The sequence below is a fragment of the Stenotrophomonas indicatrix genome, from assembly GCA_041545745.1.
In the GTDB taxonomy this organism is placed as follows: domain Bacteria; phylum Pseudomonadota; class Gammaproteobacteria; order Xanthomonadales; family Xanthomonadaceae; genus Stenotrophomonas; species Stenotrophomonas indicatrix_A.
In genome coordinates, this window is the sequence record CP168152.1 from 4,319,945 (window position 1) to 4,346,377 (window position 26,433).

Annotated in this window: 21 protein-coding genes; 8 read left to right on the top strand and 13 right to left on the bottom strand. The window is 65.0% G+C overall.

Annotated elements, in window-relative coordinates; translation table 11 throughout:
- Positions 1 to 13: 13 nt before the first annotated feature.
- Entirely contained in the window at positions 14 to 4,360 is a 4,347-nt protein-coding gene (locus tag ACEF39_RS19715; protein WP_500286290.1) for an AAA domain-containing protein, read from the top strand.
- Here the strand turns inward: ACEF39_RS19715 and ACEF39_RS19720 are convergent.
- From ACEF39_RS19720 to ACEF39_RS19735, 4 genes are all read right to left on the bottom strand, one after another.
- Positions 4,357 to 4,659: a hypothetical protein gene (locus ACEF39_RS19720; protein WP_500286291.1), complete on the bottom strand. Its 303-nt coding sequence runs from the start codon at positions 4,657 to 4,659 to the stop codon at positions 4,357 to 4,359. The genes ACEF39_RS19715 and ACEF39_RS19720 overlap by 4 nt on opposite strands.
- A gap of 247 nt (positions 4,660 to 4,906) precedes the next feature.
- Entirely contained in the window at positions 4,907 to 7,222 is a 2,316-nt protein-coding gene (locus ACEF39_RS19725) for a TonB-dependent receptor (protein ID WP_500286292.1), read from the bottom strand.
- A 335-nt stretch (positions 7,223 to 7,557) separates the two neighbouring features.
- Positions 7,558 to 8,493, bottom strand: a complete 936-nt coding sequence (locus ACEF39_RS19730; RefSeq protein ID WP_500286293.1) for a ComEC/Rec2 family competence protein — start codon at positions 8,491 to 8,493, stop codon at positions 7,558 to 7,560.
- Between the two features lie 228 nt (positions 8,494 to 8,721).
- Positions 8,722 to 10,482 (bottom strand): sigma 54-interacting transcriptional regulator, encoded by a 1,761-nt coding sequence (locus ACEF39_RS19735; RefSeq protein WP_500286294.1) that lies wholly within the window; start codon positions 10,480 to 10,482, stop codon positions 8,722 to 8,724.
- 36 nt (positions 10,483 to 10,518) lie between these two features.
- Here ACEF39_RS19735 and ACEF39_RS19740 point away from each other — a divergent pair, with 36 nt between their 5' ends.
- The 4 genes from ACEF39_RS19740 (at position 10,519) to ACEF39_RS19755 (ending at position 14,960) form a co-directional block, all read left to right on the top strand.
- A complete protein-coding gene (locus ACEF39_RS19740; protein WP_100462118.1) occupies positions 10,519 to 11,127 on the top strand; it encodes a hypothetical protein in 609 nt (202 codons plus the stop codon).
- A gap of 67 nt (positions 11,128 to 11,194) precedes the next feature.
- The gene (locus ACEF39_RS19745) at positions 11,195 to 11,563 is read left to right on the top strand and encodes a hypothetical protein (RefSeq protein ID WP_500286295.1); all 369 of its coding nucleotides are present in this window, start codon (positions 11,195 to 11,197) and stop codon (positions 11,561 to 11,563) included.
- A complete protein-coding gene (locus ACEF39_RS19750; protein WP_500286296.1) occupies positions 11,560 to 14,361 on the top strand; it encodes a hypothetical protein in 2,802 nt (933 codons plus the stop codon). Before ACEF39_RS19745 ends, ACEF39_RS19750 begins: the two co-directional genes overlap by 4 nt.
- Complete coding sequence (locus ACEF39_RS19755) at positions 14,358 to 14,960, top strand: tail fiber protein (RefSeq protein WP_100462115.1); 603 nt, start codon at positions 14,358 to 14,360, stop codon at positions 14,958 to 14,960. The genes ACEF39_RS19750 and ACEF39_RS19755 overlap by 4 nt, the downstream gene beginning before the upstream one ends.
- Here the strand turns inward: ACEF39_RS19755 and ACEF39_RS19760 are convergent.
- The 3 genes from ACEF39_RS19760 to yidA all read right to left on the bottom strand — a co-directional run bounded on the left by ACEF39_RS19760 (position 14,923) and on the right by yidA (position 18,659).
- Positions 14,923 to 15,507, bottom strand: a complete 585-nt coding sequence (locus ACEF39_RS19760; RefSeq protein ID WP_500286297.1) for a hypothetical protein — start codon at positions 15,505 to 15,507, stop codon at positions 14,923 to 14,925. The genes ACEF39_RS19755 and ACEF39_RS19760 overlap by 38 nt on opposite strands.
- Positions 15,504 to 17,645 carry a protein kinase domain-containing protein gene (locus ACEF39_RS19765; RefSeq protein WP_500286298.1) on the bottom strand — a complete coding sequence of 714 codons (2,142 nt, stop codon included), beginning with the start codon at positions 17,643 to 17,645 and terminating at the stop codon, positions 15,504 to 15,506. The genes ACEF39_RS19760 and ACEF39_RS19765 overlap by 4 nt, the downstream gene beginning before the upstream one ends.
- Before the next feature lie 180 nt (positions 17,646 to 17,825).
- Positions 17,826 to 18,659 (bottom strand): sugar-phosphatase, encoded by an 834-nt coding sequence (yidA, locus tag ACEF39_RS19770; protein ID WP_500286299.1) that lies wholly within the window; start codon positions 18,657 to 18,659, stop codon positions 17,826 to 17,828.
- Positions 18,660 to 18,831: 172 nt separating this feature from the next.
- On the opposite strand from yidA, the gene ACEF39_RS19775 reads away from it, so the two are divergent.
- Positions 18,832 to 19,488 carry an exopolysaccharide biosynthesis protein gene (locus ACEF39_RS19775; protein ID WP_500286300.1) on the top strand — a complete coding sequence of 219 codons (657 nt, stop codon included), beginning with the start codon at positions 18,832 to 18,834 and terminating at the stop codon, positions 19,486 to 19,488.
- 60 nt (positions 19,489 to 19,548) lie between these two features.
- Here ACEF39_RS19775 and ACEF39_RS19780 read toward each other — a convergent pair whose 3' ends face one another.
- From ACEF39_RS19780 to ACEF39_RS19800, 5 genes are all read right to left on the bottom strand, one after another.
- Positions 19,549 to 20,229 (bottom strand): hypothetical protein, encoded by a 681-nt coding sequence (locus tag ACEF39_RS19780; protein ID WP_500286301.1) that lies wholly within the window; start codon positions 20,227 to 20,229, stop codon positions 19,549 to 19,551.
- A gap of 75 nt (positions 20,230 to 20,304) precedes the next feature.
- Positions 20,305 to 21,615: a PQQ-dependent sugar dehydrogenase gene (locus tag ACEF39_RS19785; RefSeq protein ID WP_500286302.1), complete on the bottom strand. Its 1,311-nt coding sequence runs from the start codon at positions 21,613 to 21,615 to the stop codon at positions 20,305 to 20,307.
- Positions 21,608 to 22,048 carry a DUF2231 domain-containing protein gene (locus ACEF39_RS19790; protein WP_500286303.1) on the bottom strand — a complete coding sequence of 147 codons (441 nt, stop codon included), beginning with the start codon at positions 22,046 to 22,048 and terminating at the stop codon, positions 21,608 to 21,610. Before ACEF39_RS19790 ends, ACEF39_RS19785 begins: the two co-directional genes overlap by 8 nt.
- 92 nt (positions 22,049 to 22,140) lie before the next feature.
- A complete protein-coding gene (locus ACEF39_RS19795) occupies positions 22,141 to 22,464 on the bottom strand; it encodes a hypothetical protein (protein ID WP_500286304.1) in 324 nt (107 codons plus the stop codon).
- Positions 22,465 to 22,466: 2 nt separating this feature from the next.
- Positions 22,467 to 22,886 (bottom strand): hypothetical protein, encoded by a 420-nt coding sequence (locus ACEF39_RS19800; protein ID WP_500286305.1) that lies wholly within the window; start codon positions 22,884 to 22,886, stop codon positions 22,467 to 22,469.
- 278 nt (positions 22,887 to 23,164) lie between these two features.
- Here ACEF39_RS19800 and ACEF39_RS19805 point away from each other — a divergent pair, with 278 nt between their 5' ends.
- Positions 23,165 to 24,931: a S8 family serine peptidase gene (locus ACEF39_RS19805; RefSeq protein WP_447935800.1), complete on the top strand. Its 1,767-nt coding sequence runs from the start codon at positions 23,165 to 23,167 to the stop codon at positions 24,929 to 24,931.
- Positions 24,931 to 25,512 carry a S8 family serine peptidase gene (locus ACEF39_RS19810; RefSeq protein ID WP_500286306.1) on the top strand — a complete coding sequence of 194 codons (582 nt, stop codon included), beginning with the start codon at positions 24,931 to 24,933 and terminating at the stop codon, positions 25,510 to 25,512. Before ACEF39_RS19805 ends, ACEF39_RS19810 begins: the two co-directional genes overlap by 1 nt.
- Before the next feature lie 201 nt (positions 25,513 to 25,713).
- On the opposite strand, the gene ACEF39_RS19815 is transcribed toward ACEF39_RS19810, so the two are convergent.
- Positions 25,714 to 26,400: an SCO family protein gene (locus ACEF39_RS19815; RefSeq protein WP_500286307.1), complete on the bottom strand. Its 687-nt coding sequence runs from the start codon at positions 26,398 to 26,400 to the stop codon at positions 25,714 to 25,716.
- Positions 26,401 to 26,433: the final 33 nt, after the last annotated feature.

Sequence of the window (26,433 nt, forward strand, 5' to 3'; positions counted from 1 at the left end):
CGCCCAGCCATTCATGAGCACTCCCCAGCCGCCGCACCTGCCTACCTCCGATGCGTCCACCCCGCTGACACCTGCGGCAACCGGCGGCGGCGGGCCACTGGGTGAAACGAAGATGCGCGAGATCGCGGTGCGGATCTCGCAGTACTTCCGCGATTTCCTTGAGTCCGATTTCAAGCGCGCGCAGGCACCGCGGCGCCGCATCGTGCTGACCAGCGACTCCGGCTTCCGCGCGGGTATGCGCAGCGCGCCGTACCCGGCGTTGGACAAGGAGCTGTGGAAGCTGCTCAGCCGGCCATCCGGCGAGGAGCTTTCCTTCACCATCGGCCCGCGCAGCTATACCCGGCCGATCAGCGCGACGCTGCGCCGGATTGTCGAAGAGCAGGTGAACGCCATCTCCGAGACCGCCATCGCCACGGTGCGCGTAGCCGTGCTGGACACGGCGCGTGCCAGCATGGCCGGCGCACTGGAAGACCCGGAAGCCTGGGTGGAATCGGTGCAGGGCAGCCTGGTGGATGCGATGTGCGTGCAGGTGGTGCGGCCGCTGATCGCGCATCTGGCCGGCCCGCTGCAGGGCCAGGCGTACTGGGTGATGGATTCGCTGCACGCGGCCGAGTCGGATCTGGTCACCCGCTCCGTTGTGGATCTGTACCAGACCCTGCCGGAGGTGCTGGCGCGCTTGCTGGCCACCGGCGACGAACTGCCGCTGCAGCAGGCCTGCGAGCACCAGCTGACCCGCGACGGCACGATCAACGCGCTGCTGGCGTTCTTCGAGAACTTCGTGGCGGCCGATGCCTTCCATGAGTTCCGCGACCTGGAAACCTATGTCGCCACCGGCGATGGCCTGCAGCTGTATCTCTACGTGGGCACGCTCAAGTACGCGGGCGTGCAGTACCCGGTGTTCTACCTGCCGCTGGACGTGGTGCGGGCCAAGGATGGTTCGGGTTACACCCTGACCCTCAGCAACCGCCTGTTCGCCAACCGGCGCGCGATCGACTTCGTGCTGCAGGAACTGGCCGTGGGCATGGCGCGCGAGTGGGTGTCGCCGATCCAGGAGCGCATCCAGTACCTCGACCCGGCACAAAGCCTGTTTGAAGTGGCCGCATCGCTGTTCCGGCAGGTGGCCAACGCGGTGGATCTGGGCGGCGAGGTCTCGCTGTCCTCATCCGCCAGCGAGGCATCCACCGCCACCGTCGCGCTGTCGCCGGCCCTGCACCTGGCTGCATTCGAGCGCGCCGACGAGGCGCTGCTGAATGATTTCGAGGAGATCATCGACCAGGCCCGCAATGGTGGGTCGAAGCTGGTGGATCTGTTCCACGGCATGGTGGAAGGCGTGCTGATGCGCAACCCCGAGCCGATCGGGGAACGGGTGGAATCGGCCTTGGATGCGCTGCCGCTGGTGGAACGCATGGTGTTCGATTCGCCCATTCCGTTGAACGAGGAACAGCGCAAGATCCTGCTGGCGGTGCGCGAGCCGCAGGGGCGGATCGTGGTGGTTGAAGGCCCACCCGGCACCGGCAAGTCGCACACCATCACGGCCATTGCGGCCGACTGTGCGTTCAACAAGAAGAGCTGCCTGGTGCTGTCGGACAAGACCGAGGCGCTGGACGTGGTGTACGACAAGCTGTCCGATGCGATGAGCCGCGTTCGCCACGATCGTGATTTCCCCAACCCGATTCTGCGGCTGGGCCAGCAGGCGGCCAACTTCAAGCGCCTGACTTCCACCGGCACCATCAGCCAGATTTCGGTCTTCGCCAAGGCCATGAAGGCCAACCAGCCGGCACTTGAGAGCGAGCGCCAGGACACGGCGCAGACGCTCCGGCAGGCCATCTCCAGCACCGTGCAGACGCTGGGGCGTGTCTCGCTTGCCGCCGTGAAGGCCATGCACGAGCAGGAAGCGGAACTGGGCGAGCGCGCGCCTGCGGTGTTGCAGCAGGTGCATGCGGTGATGGATGCCAACGTGCTGGCCGAGCTGGAAACGGTAACCGCACAGGTCGACGCGCTTGAAGCCTATCTTTCCGATCTGTTCGGCAGCACCGACTACACCCCGGCATCGCTGGACGAGCGCATCCGCCGCGATGCGGTGACAACGGCCTTCCTCGCTGACCGACCGGTTGACGGCTGGGAGCTGTTCGAATGGCTGGATGCCGACCAGGTACGGCTGCTGGGCACGCTCCTGCTGCAGTACCAGCAGCTGAAGATGCCGGTACTGGGCTATCTGCTGCGCGGCAATGCCGTGCGCGGGCTGGAACTGCAACTCAACCAGCTCGGCACCACACGCCCGCTGCTGCTCAAGCAGGATGCAGCCGTCCTGCAGAACATCGTGCAGGGCGCAAACGCGCTGCGCATGAAGCTGGAGGCCGAAGGCCTGGGCACGCAGCTACCGGCCAGCTATCGACAGATTGCCCACGGCGCTGCGCCGGAACCGGGTGCAGCGGTTGCACGGCAGGCGATAACCCTGCTGGCGCGGCTCAATCCGGCCATCGTCGAGACCCTGCTGGCCGAGCCGAAGGACGATCCGGCGCTGTGGGCGCTGACCCTGCGCTTCCTGCAGGGCTGGATGGCCACGCGCAAGGCTTTCGTCGACGCACCGCAGTACGACTATGTCGGCACCAAGACCAAGCTGGAGCGCCTGAACACCTCGGTGATGAATGCCCACGTGGATGGGCGCCTGATCAGCTTCATGGATCATCACCGCGCCGACGCACGGGCGCTGGCAGGCGTGATCGCCAACCGGCAGAAATTCCCGGTGGACAAGTTCGAGAGCGTGCGCGAGTCGTTCCCGGTGATGATCGCCAGCATCCGCGAGTTTGGCGAGTACATGCCGCTGGCACCGGACCTGTTCGACGTGCTGGTGATCGATGAAGGCTCGCAGGTATCGGTGGCGCAGGCGCTGCCGGCGCTGCTGCGCGCGCGCAAGGTGGTGGTGCTGGGCGACTCCAAGCAGTTCTCCAACGTCAAGGCGGCCAACGCCAGCATCGCGCTGAACGACAAGTACCGCTCGGACCTGGTCAACTACTTCCGCGCCAACGTCAGCCAGCAGGCCGACGTGCTGGAGCGGTTGGCCATGTTCGATGTGAAGCGCTCGGTGCTGGAGTTCTGCTCGCTCTCCGCCTCGTACTCGGTGATGCTGCGCAAGCATTTCCGCAGCTATGCGGAACTGATCGGGTTCTCGTCCTCCACCTTCTACAACCACCAGCTGCAGGCACTGAAGATCCGCAGCCGGCCGCTGCAGGAGGTGATCCGCTTCAGCCAGGTCGATGCCAGCGGGCACCGCACCAGCCGCAGCACCAACGACGCCGAAGCGGCCTTCATCGCCGAGCGCCTGGTGGAACTGCTGGATACGGATGCGCCGCCCACGGTGGGCATCATCACGCCGTTCCGCGAGCAGCAGACGCTGTTGTCCAAGGCGCTGTTCAACCATCCGCGCGGCCGAGAGTTCGAAGAACGGCTTCGCCTGAAGGTGATGACGGTCGACTCTTGCCAGGGTGAGGAACGCGGGCTGATCTTCTATTCGATGGTGGCGACCGCCGGCCAGGATGCGCTGAACTACATCTTCCCGGTCAGCCTGACCGGCGCGGTGGATGCGGTGGAGGACAAGCTGAAGGTGCAGCGCCTGAATGTTGGCTTCTCCCGTGCGCAGGAGGCGATCTGGTTCGTCCATTCGATGCCGGTGGATGCGTTCCGCGGCGCGATTGGCCATGCGCTGCGTTACTACGCCAGCCAGCTGGACCGCCCCGCGCCCGACGCCGCGCAGACCGACGCACGCAGCCCGATGGAATCGAAGGTGCTGCAGTGGCTGCAGCAGACGCCCTTCGTGTTGGAACATGGCGATGCGGTCGAGATCATTCCGCAGTTCCCGGTGGGCGACTACCTGCGCCAGCTTGACCCGACCTACCAGCATCCAGCGTGGCGCGTGGACTTTCTGGTGACCGTGCAGACCGTGCGCGGCGCGCTGCAGATCGTGATCGAGTACGACGGCTTCGAGTTCCATTTCCGCCGCGACAAGCCGGTGCATGTGGGCAACCACGAGCGCTATCTGGTGGAGGCCGATGTCGAGCGTCAGCTCACGCTGGAAAGCTACGGCTATCGCTTCCTGCGCATCAACCGGTTCAACCTCGGCAGCGACCCGGTGCAGACGCTGTCCGACCGCCTCTATCGCCTGATTGAAGTGGCCGGCACGGAGATCCGTTCGGCAGCGGTCGATCAGGTGATCGAGCAGGTGCAGGGGCTGGAATCGAAAGAGAAGAAGGTCTGCAGCCGCTGTGGGCAGATCCGCAGCCAGGAAGAGTTCTTCGACCCTGACCTGCGCGCCGGTGCCGGCGGGGTGGGACGGATCTGCATGCCCTGCAAGGCGGGCTAGGCGGTGCTGCCGGGTGCCAGCGTGCGCACTGCCACCGCCGCCAGCCTGCGGCTGACCAGCCCGTAGAGTTCTTCCAGCTCGGCCGCGCGCGCGTCGGTCATGTTGGTACCGAACAGTACCCGCGACAGCGCGGTCCTGTGGTTGTCGGCGGGATAGCGCGTCCGCGCCCGGTACACGGTCTGCAGCACCAGCCAGGCCAGGCGGAACCCGCCCCCGGGCAAGGGGCGTACCACGCGGTCATAGACCTGCCAGAACTGGTACTCAGCCTCCAGGTCGACCGCCGGTGCTGCGAACGGCACCGGACGCGGACGTCCATGGGCGCGCCTGCGGACCGGAGGGAATCGGGGGTTCTGCTGTGCCATGCCTACAGGTTGGCCCAGCAACATTGTGGGAACCTTGCGTTGGTGCCACGAAATCAGTGCAGATCGTGCAAACAGCGGATGGGGTCGGAGCCCTTTGCCATGCAGAGGGATCCGACCCCGGTCATGGCAGCCGCCGAGGAACGCCAAGTGCATCCACGCATGGCGTGGATCTACTGGCAGAGGATCAGAACGACATCGAGGTGCTGAACATCACCTGCCGTGGGGCGCTGCGCTGCAGGGTCTGGTAATCCCCCGAGAACGACGAACCGGCGATGGTGGCGGTGCCGATGTTGTTGCGGTTGAACAGGTTGCTGACGTCCAGCCGCAGCTCCAGCCCCGGCAGCAGGCTGTCCGGCCCCAGCTTGTAGGCCGTGTATGCGTTGACCTGCCAGAACGTCGGCACGCGGATGTCGTTTTCATAGGTGAAGGGCTGGCGCAGGTACGAGGTGCTGGTGGCACCGAAACGCCAGCCGCCAAAGTGCGCGGACAGGTCGCTGACCAGCGACAACTGCGGATAGCCCGGCTGTGCGTTGCCCTTGATCGGGTACACGGTATCGCCCACCACGAAATCGCTGTCGTAGTACGAGCGCGCCAGCGCGATGCCTTGGTAGAACTGCAGATGATCGGTCAGGTCGGCGGTGATGCCGAGATCGGCACCGATCACGTGCATCTTCGGCATCAACCGCACCGTGTTGATCTGTGCGAACTGGGTGCCGATCGCCGCCGACAGCAGGCGGTTGCGGATGTCGTTGTAGAACACGTCCGCCGTCACCGTCAGCCGGTCGAAACGGTGGCTGGCACCGACGGTCAGGTTCCAGTTCTTCTCCGGCCGCAGGGTGCCGGCGACGCGGTCGAACTCTTCCTGGTCGGTGATGGTCCAGGCCGACGCGGTATAGCCGATGTTGCCGCGCTGGGCCACGCGATAGCCGTTCATGGTGTTGGCCAGGTCGATGAAGGCATCGGTCCGCTCGGTCGGGCTCCAGTACAGCGACACGTGCGGCAGGAAGTTGCTCTTGGCGCGCAGCGTGCCGTTCACCGGCCGCTCCGGCGCATCGCCGATACCACCCCCGGTGGTGCTGAAGTCCACCGCCTTGAAGCCCAGGCCCAGCACCAGCGTGTCGGTGACGGCGTAGTTGTCATGCAGGTAGAACTGCCGTGAACGGGTCACCCAGCTCGATACGTTGTCGGTCTGGAACGCCGGCCCGTACACATCGAACGGCCCGGTGGCCTTCAGTGGCTTACCTTCGCCCAGCAGCGGCTGCTGGTACCACTCGGTCTTGGCGGCCGCATTGCTCTTCTCCTGCCAGAAGCCGGTGGTGATGGTGTGCGCACCGGTCTCGAACTGCAGGTTGAACATGCCCCCCAAACGGTTGAGATGCGGCGTCTGCACCTGTTCGGAGAAGGGCGCGCCATTGGGCGACGGAACGGTCGGGTCGGTCAAGGTGGCCTGGGTGTGGCTGTTGGCGTTGTACAGCTGCACGTTGCCGCTGAGCGCGGGCGTGATCTGGAAACGATGGTTGATCGAAGCGACGCGGTCGCGGGTCACCTGGCCGGTGTCGTAGGGAATCAGTTCGGACAGCTCACCGCAGGTGTAGGCGCCGCAGGATTTGTCGGCGTTCTCCGGCGAGGCCACGTAGTACGCCCACGCATAGTCCGGATAGAAGCTGTCGGCCTTCCATCCGAGCTTGCGGATCATGTCGAAGGAGATGTTGTTGTAACCCCACACCGCGGCCTTGCTGTCGGACAGGAACACGGTGAAGTCACCCCATGCCACATCCTGCTGGGCCTTCAGGTCGCCGCGCAGGAACTTCTGCGTTCCGGCGCCCTGGTACTTGTCGGCCGACACGCGCTGCAGGTCGACCAGCAGCTTCGGGCCGTGCTCGCCGAGCTGACCGCTCTGGCCCGAGACCGTGGTGACCAGGGTGTTGTTGCTGCCTACGCCCTGCTTGATGCGCATGCTGGGCGTTTCCTGCAGCTCTGCCAGCCGGTATTCGAGGCTGCCGCCGTTGACGCTGCTGGAGAACACGCTGACCGGCGCACCGCCCGGGCTGACCGTGATCGAGCCGATGCCATCGGGCACACCGACGTTGACCACGCTGGTGCCGGTAAGCGAGAGGAAGCCGTTGTCGTTCAGCGGCACGCCTTCGAAGGTGATGCCCATTTCATTCATGCGGAACCCGCGCACGAACAGGCTGGTGGCGGAGATGTCCAGGCCGAGACCGTCGGTGGCGGTATAGCTCGCGCCCGGCACGTTCTTCAGCATCGACAGGCCGTTGTTGCCCGACACCATCGCATCGAGGTCGGTGGCGTTGATGACGTAGCGGTTCGGTCCCACCACCTGCGTCGGAGCGACAGCAGCACCGCGCGGCGTGGCGATGACCTGCAGCGCGTTCAGGGTGGTGGGTGTTTCATGGGCGGCGTCGGTCGACTCGGCAGCGTGCAGCGGTGCAATGAGAGTGGTGCCGATCGCCAGGGCAATAAGCGTAGGTGGAGTGTTCATGGCCAGATCCAGGGTGCAGGGGAAAGGTGGTGCAGGCGCACGCCCAGCGCGATGCAGCGCCGGTGTGCGGCGCGCTGGCTGGCGGCGATTGCGTTGAAGTGATCACGGCGCGGTACGCGCCGGTCAGTGGCGGATGAAGACGATCATCTGCCGTGGGATTCGGTGGTGTGATTTCGACGTGCGGAATTCTTGCATCTGCCCGCCCATACCGCCATTGCGCATTGGGAAGGCAACACTGCCCTGACGGATTGCTCAGCTATCCCTGGGTATAGGAGCCGTCCTGCGCTGCGTGATCGCCACGACTGATCGCACAGCGCAGGACAACGCGGATGCCGCTACAGTCCCCAACTGAAGTTGAAGGTACCGTCCGAAGCGGCGCCCACGCGGATCAGACCGTTGGAATCAGTGGTCAGGACATTGCGTGTGTTGGTCACGTTCGTCCATCCGCCATTGTCGCCACAATGGAAAGTGTGGCCGGGACTGTTTGCGCCCACGTAACCCCAATAGACCGCCACCGCCGAACACCGGGGATGGTGGAAGCGGGTTCCTGCACTGAACAGCACCAGCTCCGGCTGTGTGGAGGCGGCCCAGGTGGTGCTGTTGCTGCCATGGCTTTCGCTGCCATGGTGCGGGCTGGTCAGCACGTTGCTGCGCAGGGTGCCCAGGCCGGCGGGAACATGCAGCTGCGCTTCGGTGGCAGCGGTCATGTCGCCAGTGAAGGTTGTCCGGAAGTTGCCATAGCGCATGGCCACCACCATGCTGCCTTCGTTGGCACCGGTGCCGGTGTTCACCCCGAGGATGTAGCTTTGCGCCTCGCTGTTCAGTCCGCCATGTCCATTCGGCGCCCAGCAGCCCAGTGCAGCCTCGGGCGTGGTCGAGGCGTAGAACCCGGGATAGGCGATGACATTCATGCCTGCGTGCACCTGCTGCTGATGGACCCAGTTGCGGAAATCCGCGTTGTAGCTGGACAGCTGACGGGAGATGTACAGGTTGCGTACCGGAAGAACGTCCAGCACGCGCGGCAGGTAGCGGTAGTGATCGACATGCGGATGGCTGACCGTCACCGCGATCTCGGTGGAGGCGTTCACCAGGCCATGGAGATACGTGCGGGCGTCATCGGCACTCCAGTTCTGGCTACCGGCACCGCCTGAGCCGCAGTCCATGATGATGAGCTTGTTGCCTGTCGGGCACTGGGCTATCTGGCAGTTGCCTGCGCCGATGGGCAGGGTATGGATCACCAGCCTGCCAGGATCGATGACACTGACCGCCATCTCCTTCTCCGATGTGGAAGCCGGCGGTGGCGGTAACGGTGGGGGTGAGAGTGAGGGTGGCGTCGGCAGCGTGCTGCAGGCGTTCAACAGCAGGATCGCAGACAAAACGAGCCCGCGACCGACGAAGTCGATACGTATCATGTGCTTGCCCCTTGTGTGGTTGAGACAGGTCCGTTACCTGTCAACCGGGCTTAACGCATGATCCGTGCCAAGCGCCTGTGCAGCGCGCTAGCGCGTCAGCAGGCCCAGCTGCTGCACATGCCGCCGTAGCGTTTCACGTGGCGTCCGCAGTTGCGATGCCCAGTAGGCGGGATCGTCAGGCGCACTGCGTACCACTGCGTCTATTTCTTCAAACGGGATGGTTTCAACACGGCGGATTGCCGGCGAGGCATACAGCAGGGCGTAGAAAGAAGGCCGTGACAGGGAAAGATGCTCGGCAGCCTTGCGTACGCACCATTGATGCGCTTCCAGTGCTTCAAGCATTTCCGTTTCACTCACCGAGGCCGGCATGCGGTAGCGCACCGCCGTCGCCTTGTTCGCAGCCTCTGCAGGCGGCACGCGAGGGACATCAGCCCGCGATGCAGGCGCAGGCTCGAATCCTGGCAGTTCCAATGGATCGCCCACCTGCAGGGCCAGTACCAGGCGCTGCAGGAGATGTTGCAGTTGCCGCACGTTGCCAGGCCAGTCGTGCAGGCACAGCGCCTGGATGACCGAAACCGGCAGTTCGGGTACCGGCGTGTCGATGCCACCGAAGCGTGACAGCCCCTGTGCGATCAGTATTCCGATGTCCTCGCGCCTCTCGCGCAGAGGCGGAATTGGAATCACGTAGGCCTCCAACCGACGTAGCAGGGGTTGGTTGAAGCCGGCCGATGACAGGTCTCTGTCGGTGGCTGCGATCAGGCGTACGTCCGCCCGTTCGGTGCGCGCACTTCCCAGTGGCCGGTACTCCCCGGTTTCAAGCGCGCGCAGCAACATCGGCTGCACCTGTGCGGGCGTATCGCCGATCTCATCCAGGAACAGGGTGCCACCGTGCGCCTCGGCAAACAGGCCCTTGCGTGCCCCCAGCGCGCCCGTATAGGCGCCCTTGCAGGCACCAAACAGATCGGCTGCCGCAAGCGATTCACCCAGCGTCGCCATGTTCACGCTCACCATTGCCTGCCCTTCCCGCGTACTGGCGGCATGGATGGCCTGCGCAACCAGCTCCTTGCCCGTCCCCGTCTCGCCGAGGATCAGCACCGGCAACCGGGTGGCCGCCACCTGGGCAATGGCCGACCGCACCCGCGCCATCGCCCGGCCGACACCCGCCAGCGCGCTGTCCCGCTGCGGAGATGGCAGCAGCCCGACATGGCCGAGGCAGAGCAGTACGCTGCCTCCCAGCCGCAGTACCACGCCATTGGCGAGTTGCTGCACACCGAGCAGCAGCCCCTCCGATGCGGCACAGGCAGCAACAACGTTGCCGTCCACCTCGAAATGCATGCGGCTGGCACTGTTATGCACGGTGATGCTGCCATCGGCGTTGCGCAGGAACCGGATTGGTGTACGTGAAATCCCGTGGTGATCCAGCGCTTGACCCACGTCGCTGCCCGCTCGCTGGAAATCGGGCGCAGTGCGGTGCACCTCGCACCGGTCACCCTCGAACATCAGTACTGCCTGTTCGCCGATGCGCTTGCGATTCGGATGCCACAACACGGTAAGGCCCAAAAGCTTCTGCGGCTGCGCTGCCAGCACTTCGGCAGGTGCTTCCAGCGTGGCTTCCCGATCCTGTCTGTTCGACCCCATGTCTCCGCCCCCGTTCTTCCAAGTTGCGGATCGTAACCGAGGTCTGCAGCAACGACTGTGGGTAGGATCGCAGTTTCCGACATGTCGGACGTGTCGGCCGACATTATCGACACGCCTGCGGAAAGCAGTTATCTGCATAAACCCCCTGTCTGGGCGGTCTGGAAAGTTGGCATGGAAATTGAGAATGGAACCCCTGAGGCGCAGACGCACCTCACTTTCACTCAACCAAGGAAAAGGAATCAGCTCATGTCGAATATCGTACTGGTCAACAACACCGCCGAAACCATTCGCCTGGCCATTTTCCAGAAGCCGGTGTACAACCCGACCCTGGCCACCATCGCCTGGCAGATTGCAGCACCGCCGCCGGGCGGCACTTCCATCGTCGCCCTGCCCGACGACTTCAGCCTGCATGCGCGTTACTCCAACGATCCCAACCGCCCGGACAACCTCGACACCTCGGCAAAGCCGGTGTCCTTCGCCGAGACCTCGGCGGCCTTCACCATCGACAGCGTGATGTCGCAGGATCGGCTGGCCAATGGTGCGGTCATCAACCAGACGTTCAACGACCTGGTACTGAACGAAGTCCGGGTCAAGAACAACTTCAGCATCGGCGTGGAAGCCTCGATCCTGCGTGGCCAGGATGCGATCTATGAGCCCCAGGTCATCTGGCCGGGCGGGCTGTTCATGGAAGACGTGCGTGCAAGCCTGTACGTCGCGGTCGTGTCCCAGTTCACGTACAAGGGCCAGCGCCTGGTGCAGGAGGAAATCAGCATCACCCAGACCGAAGTGCTGGAGGGTGACGCGCTGACGGTGACCGGTTCGAAGTGGAAGGGATATGCCCTGAGCAAGGCCTGACCCCTACGGGACGGAGTTCCCTCCGTCCCGTTTCCACACTGCGGTCCCATCCAGCGAGCCTGCCATCATGCCCAACAGCCTTTCCTCACATGCATTTTCACTTCCCTCCCAGGCCTGGATGCCCGACGGCAATGCCAGCATCTGCGTCTACTGGGACTGCATCAGATCCGGCACCTTCAGCGTCGCGCTGCAGGTGATGGACCGCTCCCTGATCCCCGCGGGCGACAGCGGGATCATCCTGTACACGTTGATGTCCAGTCCCGAGCGGGTGCAGGTTCCCTACTCGCTGCTGGATGGCCAGTCCGGTACGACATTGCTCTGCGGCAGGTTCGTGCTGCGCGCCGATGACCACGGCATCCTGCAACTCTGGCTGCTGGATGCGCACTACCCGGGTGGCTTCACCGCCGAAGCGCAGATTTCAGGACCGACAGCATGAGCGCCACCCTGCCCTCGGCGGAGTTCGACAGGTCCGGGCGCTACCACCAATGGGATGTCTGCATTGCCTGGACACTGACCGAGGATACCCGTGCCTGCCAGGTGGACGTCAGCTGGCGAGGGCAGTTGATGGCCAGGAAGGTGCTGGGACGATCAGATACCGAACTGGTGTTCGATGCCCGTAGCGAGTACGACCCTCACATGCGTATGGGCGGCCAGGTGGATTTCGACCCGGAAACCGGCCGGTTGCTGCTGGTCCGCCTGCGCTGTCCCGCGGGCAGCGTCAGCGACGTTGAACTGGCAGGAGCGCAGCCGGTTCCGCCACCACCACCGGTGCCGCCGCCGGAGGCGAGCGCGCAGCAGGCCGGGGAGATCCTGATCGAGCAGACAGGTGATCTGTTCCCCTACATCCATCTGAACAACTGGCCGCCGGCGGCACCCCAGACGCTGTGGGATCGCTTCGTGTTCTACACCTACGCGGGCTGCAGCCCGGACGACCCACACCTGTATTGCCATCTGGCTGCCGTCGACCGCAGCACCCCCGGAGCACGGCAGAAGATGCTCGACCAGGCGCTGGCCTTCGTGCAGGGTCAGCCGCCCTACCAGGGCCAGCATGTGCCTGACCCGGGGCACCTCGGGCCAGGTTTCTCCGCGCTGGAGCGATTCGCGCACGAAGCGCGTGAGCAACACCCAGCCACTGTCGAGGGATTGACCGAACTGGCTTCCCGGCTTTGGGACATGCCCTGGCAGGACGTCGCCCAGATCCTCCAATCAATCGAATTTGCCGAGCACCTTGATCGCGCATGGCAGAACGTGTTTGCCCTCAGCTGTCTTGCAGGCTACACGACGGCAACGATGGAGGCGCTGACCGCCTGCATCCGCTCGGCCAGCCTCCTGCAACGCCTGGCGCTGATTGGCGCGAACCTGGATGGCGCCCCGTGGACGCCACAGCGTCTGCACGAGTGCCTGCACGCGACGCTGGTGCTGCCCGAGCCGGTGTTCCCGCTACCGGCCATTGCCGAAGGCGATGGTGCCACCGCGCCGACGGTCACCCTGCTGCCGTACGCCATCGGTGAGCTGTGCCAGGTCAAGCGCAGGCTGCTGGGCTATGGACTGGGCGCGATCAGCCATATCGAGAACGTGATGGCCGATGAGAAAAAGGTGCGCTCACGCCATGACCTGCTGACCACGGAGTCGCAGCACACTTCGCACGAACACCAGGACGATGTGCAGGAAGGTCACCAGGAAGGGTGCCGCCTGACCCTGGATTCGCAGGTCAGCGCCGCTGTGCGCGAGCATTTCCAGATCGATTACGTAACCCAGTATGGGCCCCCTACCGAAAGCAGGCAGACCGGTTCGTACACGGTCGCTCCGGTGGGGGACGCACCGGCACGCGAGGCGCTGGACCAGGATCGCCGCCTGGTTCGGCAGCTCACCCAGCGCGGTGCGCAGCGACTTTCCAGCCAGTTGACCGAGCAGCGCCTGCAGCGCCGCCATCACGCCCGCCGCAACGAAATCTCGCAGTGCTTCAATCGACGCGGTCGTGACCAGAATCAACGCGGCATCTACCGCTGGCTTGATGCGCACTACCAGTGCTGGATCGAACGCGTCGGACGCCGGATCATGCTGGAATATTTCGTACCACAGCCGGCCGCGCAGCTGATCGCTGCGCAACGGCAACAGCTGGGAACGCAGTGGGAAGAACCCCTTCCTCCGGCGCGGCTTGGCCTCCTGAGTGCGCAGGACGTTTCGTTGGATCCCAGCAGCGAGTGCTACTACGTCACGCTGTGCGCCCGTTACGGTGTGGAGCTGAAGCAACAGCCGCCCACAGCCACTGCCTATGCCTGTGCGACCATGGAAGGTGGGGCTGCATTGACCAGCCAGCGCATGACGCTGCCTGAAGGCTATGCCGCCACGACTGCGACGCTGTCACTGGCCACACTCCAGCCCGGCCTGCAGATTGGCGGCTGCATCGGCGCCGCCGGTTTCCTGCTGGGCGACCCGGCCAGCACGCTCAACGTCACGTTGGACGGGCAGACCCGCTGCCTCCCCGTCTCGCTTGCTCCGCCGCCGGACACCCTGCCTTCGGAGCCGTGCTACGGGCTCAACATCGAAGTCTGCCTTGATTGCCTTCCCGCCCATCTCTTGGCGTGGAAAGCAGGCGTGTATGGCCAGGTGCTGGCCGCATATGGACGCAGCCAATCCGAGTACCTGCAGGCGGCGGGCGTCGGTCCCGGGGCCCGAATGGATCCACAGTCGCAACAGCGCATCATCCGCCAGTCACTGAAGCGTGCCGGCCAGGCAAGCCTGCTGCAGCTGGCCGCGCGCACCAGTGACGAGTACGCCGACTGCGGGCGCCTGGCACCTGCACTCCATCTCTGGCTGGATGCCGCGCTTGAATGGCCGCAGATGAGCTACACGCTGATCGATCATCCCGAGGCAGCCCTGTCCCTGGACGAACAGGTGGCGCCATTCACGGCGTTCCTGCAGGCCCGTTGTGCGCGGGTACTGATTCCGGTGTCGGCCGAACACGAACGTTCCGTGCTGTACTTCCTCGCCTCAGGCATGGTCTGGAATGGACACGATTCGATGGCACCCGTCTTCGAGAGCACGCTGGACGATGGCCACTCCAGGCGGCCTTCCACGCAGCGCTACCTCGATCTGGCCGACGCCCTGAAATCAGTGGATGCCGCGCCGCTGCCGCCACCCTCACGCGAACCCTGGTCGTTGACGCTGCCTACCGACCTGAGCGTTCTGCAGGATGGGGACGCACTGCCCGGCTTCCTGGAAGTGCCATGATCGTCGAGGTTCCGATTGGCGGGGTATGCCTGTACATGGGTGATGTTGCCTGTCTGGCATCGTCTTCCAACCCGGCCTGGCCGGCACCCTCACAAGCCGACGTGTTGCCCACGCCCGGGGCCGCCGGGCACCCAGGCACGCTGCTGGAGGCGATGGGCTGGATGGTCTGCGACGGCCGCGAACTGCTGTGTTGGAAGTATCAAGAACTGTACGCGGTGATTGGCACCCTGCATGGCGGAGACCCCACTCGCGGGGTCTTCCGCCTGCCTGACCTGCGCGGCCTGTTCGTGCGCGGCGTCGACAACGGTGCCGGTGCAGACCCGGACACCGGCACGCGCACCCATGCCGACGGCACGGGCAGCTATGCCGGGGTGGGATCACTCCAGCTCGATGCGCTGCAGGTTCATCAGCACGGCTACGACGCGCCCGGGAAGAAAGCGCTGTCAGGCGACAAGGGACTGGCGTGCGAACCGCCCTTGCCGAATACCCCGACCTCCGACCCGCTCTCGGCACGCACCAGCGTCCACGAAACCCGCGCACGCAACATGGCGGTGCACTACATCATCCGCGTGAGCTGGATGACGGGACGGTTTCCGTAGGCGGTTCGGTGCCCGAACCCACTTCAGCTTCCGGATCGAAGGAAAACACCCGAATCTCGCTGATCTTCTGGCTGCCGACGTATCGTTCGATCAGCACGGTGATGATCAACGACAGTTTCCAGCGTCCATCTGTTTCCACGACCTGCAACGGTGCCAACGACGTCTGCACTGCCAGCTTCAGCTTGCGCTCGTGGCACCGATGGATCTCGGCCGGAGACCACTGCCCGACCGGGGTGGTCGCGCGCACCTTGGAGAACGGAGACGGTGCGCAGAAGACACCGCCGGAGGTATGCGGCACCGTATAAAGCATCGCGTCGATGACGTTGATGGTGACCAGCGCGTCTTCACCGCCGTAGGCGGTGACCTGCACCGTGACCGCGTCGTCCTGGCGCAGATGCACCGCCCCGGCGAAACGACCGACCGCAGCAAACAGATCGCGGTTGCTCTTCACCTCTGCAGCGCGCCACACCAGATCCGAACTGATCTGCTCGATATCGAAACTCACCCGGATGATCGCAGCATCCGCTTCCAAGTCATTCGCGTTCACTGAACTTCCTCTGTAATGATCTGGTGATAGCGCCGATCCCGGCGCAGAGCCAGAAAGTCCGGCTCGCTGGCGATCATATTCGGCGGATAGCCTTGGGCGAAAGCGCTCTGCAGATGTTGCAGCGCCTGGCTGCGGTCACCTGTCAGCTCGGCCACGATCGCGGCGCGGAAGCGGATGTCGGCGCTGTCGGCGCCCGTGGCCAGCACGTTGGCCATTCGCTGCCGGGCCAGGGGCAGCTGACCGACGCGTGCGGCATAGACCGCGCTGCGACTGGCCAGTGTGGCGCTGCCAGGGCTGCGCTGCAGGAGCTCGGTGGTCATCTGCAGTGCGCGTGTGTGGGCCGTGCGCGCCTGCTCTTCGCGCCCTGGCAACCAACGCAGCGCGTCGCCCAGATTGGCCCACTTCAGGTAGTCGTTGGGACTGCCACTGGCCTGCGAGATCGCCCGCTCGAACGCATTGGCGGCCTCCACATAGTCGCCGCGCGCGAACAGCACGGTACCCAGGTTTCCATACAGACGACCGTTGCTGCCGTGACGCAAGCCTTGCTGCAGCACCTGCAACGCCGCTTCGCTGCGCTCGGCGCGCAGCAGCACGCCGCTGAGGCTGACATAGGCCTGTACGCCATCGGGCTTGAGTGCAATGCTCCTGCGCAGTGCGCGCTCGGATCCCTGCAGGTCGTTCTGCTGATAGAGCAGCCCCCCCAGGGTGTCATGGAACCAGCGTTCGGTCGGATGGCGGGTGATGGCTTCATCCAGCAGCGTGCGCGCCTCTGCACTACGGTTCCACCCCGCATAGAGGCGTGCCAGACCCAGCAGGGCGTATCGACCGCCAGGATCCAATGCGAGCGAGCGCCGATAGTGTTGCTCGGCTTCAGCCTTGTTGCCGAGGTATTCCTCGACCCAACCACGCGAAGACTGCACGACCGCCAGATGCGGTTCGTGCTGCTCGGCCAGCGCAGCGGCCTGGCGCGCACGGTCGAGCCACACTTCGTCCCGTTCGTCACCGGCATAGCGCAGGCAGTACACGATGGCCAGCACGGCCGCCGCAGTGGCATCGCCACTGTCCCGGGCAAGCGTGCCTTGCAGCACCGCTGTGGCCTGGGCAAGCGCGCCGGGCGTGTCGAAGTCCGCGAGCAGGCGCTCGGCCGTAGTAACCGGGTCCGCCTGCTGCGCACCCGGCGGGATCGCGCGCGGTTCGGCATCGGCATCAAGTGCGCGATCGTGACTGATGAACAACGCCATCGTGAGTACGACCACCCTCGCCGCCGTGCGCCAGCGGCGACCGCAGGCCGTGGTGGCGCGATCGCCGCCGGCCCGCAGCTGCCGCAGGCGTTCATGCACCTGCAGCATGGTCGGCGGACGATCCTGCGCGCGGTGGCGGGTCATGCGCTCGATCAGCTCGCGTAGCGCCGGCTCGAAGCGGGCCGGCAACTGCCGTCCCCTGCGATCGCCATACAAGCGTTGATGCAGTACCGGCCACGAGGCCTCGTCCTCGTCCTCACCGGTGGCAGGACCACCCAGTGCCTCGAACAGCACCAGCCCCAGTGAATAGATGTCGGCGGCCGCGCTCGCCCGTGCCCCCAGTAGGCGCTCGGGCGCAAGATAGCGCAGCGTTCCACCGGCATTGCCTGCGGGAACCGCCTGTACCGTCTGCAGCGGATCGAGGGTGTCGGCCGCACCAAAATCGAGAATGCGCAGCCGTTCTTCTGCGGCCAGCATCAGGTTGGAAGGCTTCAGGTCGCCGTGCGCCCAACCTTGGTCATGCGCTACTGCCAGCGCTTCGGCCGCTTGCGTACCAAGATCGATCACCCGCGCCTGCGCCAGACTCCCCTGCAGCTTCAGGATCTGGGCCAGCGTACTGCCGTGCACGCGCTCCATGACCAGTGCCAGCTCTCCGCGATGCTCTTCCAGCGCGTGCACGGCAACGAACGCACGATGCTGCTGTGCGGCCAGATGCTGCGCCTCGTTGCGCAAGCCAGCGCTGCCTTGCGGGCCGGATACAGCGAACTTGATGGCCACATCACGCGCGAGGCGCTCGTCCCATGCCGAGTGGACCCGGCCAAAGCCCCCTTCGCCCAGCACTGTACCGATGCGGTAGTGTGAAAAATGCCGCTCCTGCGGTCTGTCTTGCGTCTCCATCAGCGCCCCCTTTCCCAGCCAGTGAAAAGCGCTGAGAATCAGCCATCGCCGGGAGGCGTGCGAATCACTCCGTCACGAACGTGGACAACGGGCGGGAAAAAAGCGGCGGCGACGCCGATCTGAATCGTTGCAACTGAACGGGGAAGCCATGTACCGGCAGCCACCGCCCAAGGTTGCCGCTCACCTCAACACGTAGGCTTCGATGGCCCTGGCCACCCCTTCATCGGCATTGGTCGTGGTCTCGAAACGTGCGGTTGCCTTCACCGCATCGATGGCATTGCCCATCGCCACGCTGGTGCCGGCGTACTGCAACATGGTCAGGTCGTTTTCCTGGTCGCCGATGGCCATCACGTTGGCGCGGTCGATGCCCAGGTGCTCGGCCAGCTTCTGCAGGCTCGGCCCCTTGCCGGCGCGGTGGTCGAATACTTCCAGGAAGAACGGAGCGCTCTTCAGCACCGCGAAACGCTCGGTCAGCGCGGCCGGCAGGCGCGCGATGGCGGCGTCCAGCACGTCCGGTTCGTCGATCATCATCAGCTTGATGAAGGACATGCCGGGGTCCATGTCGGCCACGCGGCGGTACGACAGTGGCATGCGCGAAAGATGCGAGTCGGCCACGGTGTAGATGCTGATGTCCTGGTTGGGCGTGTACATGCGCTGTGCGTCCAGTGCCTGGAAATGCACGCCGATCTCGCGGGCGACCTGTTCGCAGTACACGAAGTCGTCGAAGCTGAGCGGATACTCGACCACGGTCTCGCGCGGGCCGATGCGCTGCACCAGGCCTCCGTTGCAGGCGATGCAGTAGTCATCGTCGCCCTCGATGCCAAGCTCATGCAGGAACGGCGCCAGCCCCGGCACCGGGCGGCCACTGGTCAGCACGATGTGCACGCCCAGCGCGCGCGCCTCGACGATGGCCTGCTTCACCCGCGGGGTGAGCTTGTGGGCGGGGTCCAGCAGGGTGCCATCCATATCGATGGCGACCAGTTCGATGGTCGATTGCCTGCGACCCATGTCCATCATCTTCAACCAGTGCGGGGGACCCCCATTTTAGGCCAGGCCGCCTGGCGCTGCCGGCCTCATGGATCGTTCACCTCCGCGCAGCGCTGGCCGGAGATACTCATCGGGCCTGTGCGTCCCCCACCGCAGGACGGCCCTATCGACCGCCCTTCCCTGGACATTCTTTCGACGCATGACCTACCAAGCGCCCGACACCAGCGACACCGCCCCGCTGGCCCAGCAGATTGAAGACCTGATCGACGGCCTGCCTGGCGACCAGATCCGCGTTGGCACCCTGCTGCACGCATTGGGCGACGAAGGCCTGATGCTGGTGGTGATCCTGCTGTCGGCGATCTTCCTGATTCCGGTATCGATTCCCGGGCTGAGCACGGTGTTCGGTGCATCCATCCTGCTGATCGGCCTGAGCCGCGTACGCGACCGACCGTTGTGGGTGCCGCAGCGGTTGGCCGACAAGCAGATCGCCACCGACAAGCTGAAAGCCAACCTGGGCCGTGCCCTGAAATGGGTGCACCGCATGGAGCGGTTGTCACGGCCGATGCGGCTGGCAGCGATGGTGCGCTCGAAGAAGATGATGCGGTTGAACAACCTGGTGCTGGTGTTCGCCACGATCCTGCTGATGCTGCCGGCCGGGCCGATTCCCCTCAGCAACACGCTGCCGGCGCTGGCACTGATGTCCTTTGCGATCGGCTTCATCCAGCGCGATGGCGCCGCGGTGGCGGCCGGCTACGGCTTCGTGGTGGCGTCGGTGGTGTATTTCGGCGTGCTGCTGGGCGGTGTGGGGGTTGCGGCCGAATCGGTGTTCAGTGGGCTGCGTGGCAACTCAATCTGATACTCGGCTGCAGGGTCTGGCATACGGGCGAGGCCGCGCCACGGTGGACGCGGACGCAGGTCACATCCCAAAGGTGCTACGCGTACTGGGGCCGGGCGGGTTGTCGATCCAGAGCTTGAGTTCGGCGAGGTTTGCGAACTCCATGGTGTACAGCTTGCCGTCGACCACACAGCTCATCAGCAGTTCAACGTCGTTGGCATCATTACTTTCGCCTTTGTCGTCGGTGTCGTCATCCAGCGAAAGCAGCCATAGTACGTATTCCCTGAAGTCCTGAAAGTCGACTCCGACTTTCTGCGACGCCAGCGCCTGTGCAAACTGCTGGACCGTGTCGCACTGGATGGAGATGGAGCTGCAGAAGGTGATATCAGCCTGAGGAAGTTTGATGATCGCTGGCGTACAGACATAGGTCCCGTAGCTCCTCACGGGGAACTCGATACTGGCCCCCTGGGTCGATCGCCAGCCGATCAGGTGGCAGCTTGCATGGATGTCAGACCACCTACCCAGGAAGCGGCACAGCTGCTTTCTGCGCGGCTTGTTCCCTTCAGTTCGTGCATCGCCCTGCTCATCCTTGAACTCGATCAGCGAGAAACTCCGGCCATCTGAAGCAAGCACGTCCGCACCCAGCCAAATATCCTGGTGATCGGTTGGCGCGATGTAGGAACTATGCCCTGATCTCTCCAGTTCGCGATGCAGGTGTTGGATGAACGCGACCACGTTGGACGTTTCATGATTCAACTTCATAAGATGCTCCCTATCGACGGGGAGCATCGTAACGAAATGACCGGCATCGGGTCATCCGGTGCCAGCCAGCGGCCTTCATCGTGCCGACACCCGCCACACCACGTCGCCCACATCGTCGGCGACCAGCAATGCGCCTTCGGCATCGATGGCCATGCCTACCGGCGCGCCCATCAGCGTCTTCTCATCCTTGGACGCGAACCCGCTCACCACCGCTTCCGGGCGGCCGGCCGGCTTGCCGTCCTTGAACGGCACGTACACCACTTCGTAACCACTCAACGGTGAGCGGTCCCAGCTGCCGTGCTCGCCGATGAAGGCACCGCCGTGGTACTTCGCCGGCAACGCCTGGCCGGTGTAGAACAGCAGGCCCAGCGGTGCCACGTGCGAGCCGATGGCGAAGTCCGGGCGGATTGCCTTGGCCACCAGATCCGGCCGCTGCGGCTGCACGCGCTCGTCCACGTGCTGGCCGTAGTAGCTGTAGGGCCAGCCGTAGAAGCCGTGCTCCTGCACCGAGGTGAGGTAATCGGGCACCAGGTCGGCACCGATTTCGTCGCGCTCGTTCACCACTGCCCACAGCTTGCCGGTGCTCGGCTCCCAGTCCAGGCCGGTGGGGTTGCGCAGGCCCGAGGCGTAGATGCGGCTGCCGCTGGTGGCCACGTCCACTTCCAGCACCACCGCGCGGCGGTACTCCACGGCCAGGCCGTTCTCGGTGATGTTGCTGTTGGAGCCCACGCCCACGTACAGCTTGCTGCCATCGCGGCTGGCCAGCAGTTCCTTGGTCCAGTGGTGATTGATGGTGCTGGGCAGGTCGGTGAACTCGCTGCCCTTGTCGGACATGCGGGTTTCGCCCGGCACGTAGTGGTACTTCATGATGTTGCCGGTGTTGGCCACATACAGCGTGTCGCCGATCAGCTGGATGCCGAACGGCGAGTGCAGGTTTTCGATGTACACGTGCTGGGTCCAGGTGCCGGTGCCCGGCGTGCGCCGCAGCAACGTGACCCGGTTGCCGCCCTTGCCGGCCTTGCCCGAGCGCGCCTTCACCTTGCCGGCGATCCACTGCTTGGGCGTGGTGACCGGCTCTTCACCAGGGCCGTTGCCTTCCACTACCAGTACGTCACCGTTGGGCAGGGACAGCAGTCGACGCGGGTGCTGCAGGTTGGCGGCGATGCGTTCGATCTTCAGGTCGTCGGCCACCGACGGTGCCTGTCCTTCGGCCCAGCCCACGCCCTTGGGCACCTGCATCGGCGGCATCAGGTAGTTCTGCGGCGCGGGCAGCGGTGGCTGTGCACCGGACTGGTCGGCCGGGTGGTATTCGGCCTTGCCGGCACACGCGGCCAGCGCCATGGCCAGCGAAAGCACGCCCACGGCGGGCAGGATGCGCTTAGCCATGACGGGCTCCTTGCAGCACCGGCTGCTGCAGCGACAGCACGATGAAGCCGAACGCGATCAGTGCCACCGTCAGCGCGGAGAGGATGGTGCCCGGCACGGCCGCCGCATAGGCGTCGCGGCTGTGCACGAAGGCGTTCCAGACGGCCAGCACGATGGCGACCAGGTTGAGCAGGAAATCGAGGCGGTCGGCGCCGGTGGCGGTGCCGTTGCGGCGCCAGACCGCGAACAGGTTGATCAGCCGCGGCAGGATGGCGATCAGCAGGCCAAAGGTGATCAGCCACGCCGCCGACTTGCCCCACATCACTTCAGCGGTGTTGAGGTAGAGGATGTCGAAGATGAGGCCGGCCACGAAGAAGCCGAACGGTATGGGGTTCAACAGGCTGAAGAGTGTTGTGCCGAGGCCGCGGTGGGCCTGGGCTACGGGGTTGGCCATGGTCGTGCTCCGGGACGGAAGGGTGCACGGGCTGTAGTAGCACAGGGGGGCGGGAGGGGGTGCGATGACCTGGGCATCGGATGGCCTCGACGCTATGGCGATGCCCAATGCGAAGTCCGCACGACGTGGCCAGTGCCATCCAGCTCCACCGACCACGCCTCGATATGGGGCAGGAATGGATTTTCGTACCACAGCCGTTCCACGCAGGTGCCACTGCATGGGGTGCTGGCATAGCGGGAAAACCGTTGTCCACGCGGCTCTGTGACATCGGGTGCGCCCAGCGCATCGATGACCGCCTCTCGACGGTCCCCGGGCTGCAGGGAAGCGATGCCGCGCTCGGCCAGGATGGAAGTAGCCGAGCATCCCCCCACGTAAAGCACGGCTGCCAACGCCAACAGCCAAGCCAGGGTCTTCACGTCTACGCCTCCGCATCCAGCTCCATGGCAGCGTCCCGTACCTCATGGAACGGCAGCATGGTCTCGAAGCCGAACTCGTGTTCCATGCTGATGCGGACCAGGCCGCCAATGGCGTACCAGCTGGTGTTGGCGTGTACATCGATGCCACGCCAGCCGCCCTCGGTCCGTAGATCCAGCGTCTGCGCCCGTGGCATCTTTGCTCTCTCCTCCCGCAGCAGCGCGCGGCGGTGCCGTTTCATCAGCAGGCGCAGCTGCTTCACCGTGGTGATGTTGAATGCGGTGAGCTCCGGCAGAAGCTCGGCGATGTCAGCGTCGGTCCAGTAATCGTGGCGACGGTGATACATCGAGAGCACCACCTTGCGGATGCTGGCCACGGTGAGTGGGGCCAGATCGGCGCGGGCGCGGGCATTGGGGCGTTTCATCCGGTGTCCTCCGGGAGCTGCAGACATGGTGGCATGGCGGGGGGTTCCCGGCGTGGATGCGCGGTGCCAGCCAAGGTTGGCATCTACCGAAACTCAGGCCTGACCGGCGCAGTCGTGATTACCAGACGGCATAAGTGTTTGTGACGCATTTGGCACATCAGCACATTGGCTGTGTGAAGAGGTAGGGGGTTGTTCGTTGTGTCGCGTTTGGCTCGTTGCGATGGGGCAGATCCGCCCCGCCGTCCTGCCATGCCGATTCACAACAGAAGGATTCGTGTATGAAGCGACACACGCAACGCTCCGCGCCACCGCGCTCTGCGCGCCTGGCCCTGGCCACTGCCCTGGTACTGGGCAGCCTGGCCCTTACCGCCCAGGCACAACAGGCCGATCCGCTGGCGGGTATCCAGTGGCACCTGCTCAATACCGGGCAGACGGTGCCGGCCGATACGCTGCCGGTGGCCGGCAACGATCTCAACGTCGATGGCCTGTTCCGCAATGGCATCCGTGGCCAGGGCGTGGTGATCGGCATCGTCGATGACGGCCTGCAGATCGCCCACCCGGACCTGGCCGCGAACGTGGCAGCGGTGGCGGGCAAGAACTTCGCCAACGGCTCCAACAACCCCACGCCGTCCAATCCCGATGCCGACAACCACGGCACGATGGTCGGCGGCATCGCTGGTGCCGTGGGCGCCAACAACCTGGGCGTGCGCGGCGTAGCCCCGGCGGCGACGCTGAAGGGCTTCAACGTGTTGGCCTCCAATGCGCAGGGCAACCAGCAGAGCAACATCGAATACGCCTGGTGGGATGGCGCCGAGTCGGCCGATGTGCAGGTGTTCAACAACAGCTGGGGCGCGGGCCCAGGTAACCCCAACCTGCCCGTGGCCTACAGCCAGAACACGGTGAGTTCGTACGAGCAGGCACTGTCGGGCACCCGCGGTGGCCGCGGCGGCATCTACGTGAAGTCGGCCGGCAACAACTTCAACAACGCCTCGATCAGCCAGACCCAGGACGTCTGCACCACCGACACCAAGAACCGCAACACCGGCTGCGTGCCGGCCGGTCGCGATCCACGCAACAACCTGTTCAATGTGATAACCGTGGGTGCAGTGCGCGCCGACGGCGTGCGCTCGTCGTACTCGTCCACCGGTTCGGCACTGTGGGTGTCGGCGTTTGGCGGCGAATACGGCCTGCAGGCGCAGTACGCACCGAACCTGGTTGCACGTGCATACGATCCGGCCATCGTCACCACCGACGTGACCGGCTGCACGCAGGGCAGCAACAAGAACACCAACCGCCAGAACACGCTGGACAGCAACCTGTCGGCGATCGACAGCACCTGCAACTACACCGCCAAGATGAACGGTACGTCGGCGTCGGCGCCGATGGTATCGGGCGTGGCGGCGTTGGTGCTGGAGGCCAATCCAAACCTGTCCTACCGCGATGTGAAGTACATCCTGGCCACCACCGCTACCCGCAACCACCCGAACCAGCCGGCAGTGACGCTGGCCGACGGGCGCACGCTGGTGCCGGGCTGGACGGTGAACGCCGCCAACCGCGCGTACAGCAACTGGTACGGCTTCGGTGTGGTCAATGCGGCGCGTGCCGTGCAGGTGGCGGAGAACTTCCAGTCGCTGGGCCCGCTGCTGGATACGGGCTGGCGCAACACCACGCGCACAGTGGCCATCGGCAACACCTCCGCCGCTGCGGCACGGTTGACCTTCCAGGTGGCCAATGGCGCACGCAACATCGAGTCGGTGCAGCTGGGCTTCCGGGTCAACCACAGCAACACCCGTCAGCTGCAGTTTGTGCTGGTTTCGCCCAGCGGCACCCGCAGCGTGGTGCAGCCGGCCTTCACCGCGATCGGCTCCGGTACGGGTGGCGTGCAGCGCAACTTCACCAACTGGGATCTGTTGTCCAGCAATGCCTTCCTGGATGAAAGCGCCACCGGCACCTGGACGCTGGAAGTAACCGACATGGGGCAGGCCGCGAACGCTGCATCGCGCGGCAACCTCGAATTCTTCAAGATCCGCGTTCTGGGGCACTGATGATGAAGACGACCATTCTGTTGAGCACGCTCGCCTTCGCGGCGATGACCTCCCTTGCCTGGGCACAGAGCTCGGGACAGACCCCACCGGCCCGGAGCCTGTCCACCGTGGATGCGCAGGAACTGAAGGCCTCCGCCACCGGCCGTTCGTTCGATGTGGGCGGCGCGCGTTTCCAGCTGTCTCCTTCGACCACCGTGAAGCAGGCCGCAGGCGGTCAGTTCACGATCACCCCGCAGGCGGCGGCGACCACGACCAGCTCACGCAGCAAGCGTTCGCTGGATGGTGCAGCAGCAGGCGGCGCTGATGCTGGTGCCGGCAAGTTCGCGGCGGCAGTATCCAATGACGGTGCGCCTGTGGTGGCTACCTCGCGGGTGAAGGTGTTCTTTACCGATGCGGCGTCTGCACAGCGCGCGGCGAAGGCCACCGGCGGCACCGTGGTGAAGGTGTCCAAGGCCGCGGGTCTGGCCATCGTGGAATACCCGTCGGTGAACGCGGCGCTGGATGCGAGCACCCGGCTGCTGTCGACCGCGGGCGTCAAGGCGGCCGAGCCGGACGTGGTGCAGTGGGAAGAGAAGAAGTGATCTAGGGCGTTGGGTGGTGCCCCTGGTCGGTTGGCTCTCCCGGCCGGCCGGGGGATTGGCGAGCGGGAGGACGTGCCGACCAACGGTCGGCACCCACCAGAATCCCGGTGCCAGCACACAGCATCATCCCGATGCCGGCGCCCATCCGATTCACTCATCGCGTGTCGACCAAGGTCGACAGCTACCAGAGCGATGCGTCGGTCAGCGTGCGGCGACACTTGTGCTGTGCGGCAGTTTGCACGCGGCCAGCGCTTCACTGCCGGCAGCCGGATGTTCCGGCTCCAGCAGCAACCGCTGCACGTCCGAGAACAGCTGTTCCACTGGCATGCCATAGGGTGCGAACAGGCGCAGGCGACCTTGGCGGTCGAACACGTAGCCGCCGGCGATGTGGCTCATCGTGTAGGTGTCCGGCAGCTGCCCGGGCTCTTTCTCGTAGAACGCCTTGAAATCGCTGGCCATCGCCGAGAGCTGTGCTTCATCACCGATCAGCGCCATCGCCTTCGGGTCGAATGCGTGCACGTAGGTGTGTGCGACTTCGGGGGTATCGCGCGCCGGATCGACACTCACGAACAGCACCTGCAGCTGGTCGGCATCCTTGCCCATCAGGTGCTTGACCTGGCTCAGCTCGACCATGGTGGTCGGGCACACGTCCGGGCAGCTGGTGAAGCCGAAGAACAGGTAGGTCACCTGCCCCTGCAGGTCCTTCGGGCCACGCAGGGTGCCGGCGCTGTCGGGCATGGTCCAGTGCTGGCCCAGTTCCTCGCAGGCGATGTCCTTGGAATAGAAATCCATGCGCGACTGCGCGCTGCAGCCGGCCAGCAGGCCGAGTGCCAGGCCTGCGGCAAGCAGCGGCAGGCGCAGGGAACGAACAACGGAAGCAACACGCATCACGGGTACCACCAACACGAGGTGGGCGCGGTC